Here is a 775-nt window from a genome sequence, read left to right on the forward strand (position 1 = left end):
CGCTTGGTCGTTCGCGCGATCCGTTCGCGGATCGCCGCGAACTCCTCCTCAGGTCGGTGCTTGGCAACCGAATTCTTCAGATGGAACACCTCGTCGATCACTTCTGTAACGATCTCGGTGCGCCGCTCCAAGGAGAACACGCCGTCATCCCAGAGATTGTAGCCTAGCGTCCGGCCGACATGGACGAGGTCGAGCTGATGCTCACGGCTTTCGTCGGTAAATGCCGTGACGATACTATCATCAGCGTCACTGACGACCGCAGCGTCGTCAGTGACTGCATCGATATCGTCGAGAGCGGCTGCTGTCTCATCCCAGTCGGCGTTGATCGACAGATCCAGCAGAGACCGCGAGTCCTCGGCAGTATCCTCGCCAAGCGTTGCTTGAACGGAGTGGTACGAGCGGTCTTCGTCTTGGCTGTGACACTTCGTTCCGTCGGCGATGATAGCGTCAGCGTCCGTTCCCGCAACACAGTCAGGAAGGAACTGCTTGAGTTTGCTGCCGTATTCTTTGGCACGGCGGTTGATGGTGTCTGGCGACGGCATCGAAACGAAGCCGTCGCCGTGATCGGCGGCATCCCGATAGCTGAGAGTGGTAGCGAGATCAACGCTCTTGGCCGCGATGTCCTGTTGATAGCGGTTCTGCCCGTCGAAGTCGATGACTCCTTCGACGGGACGAAGATAGCTCGTTTCGTCGTGGTCAGCGGCTGTATCTTCGACGTAGTGGAGGTCGAATTCGTGCTCGCCGGCGGTCGTAACGGCTGTGCGGGGATCGGTGC

Annotated in this window: 1 pseudogene; it reads right to left on the minus strand. The window is 59.1% G+C overall.

Annotation, left to right across the window (positions count from 1 at the left end):
* Positions 1-775 (minus strand): annotated as a pseudogene (locus tag C448_RS14320) (ISH6 family transposase); the annotation flags it as partial.

It is taken from the genome of Halococcus morrhuae DSM 1307, assembly GCF_000336695.1.
GTDB classification, from domain to species: Archaea; Halobacteriota; Halobacteria; order Halobacteriales; family Halococcaceae; genus Halococcus; species Halococcus morrhuae.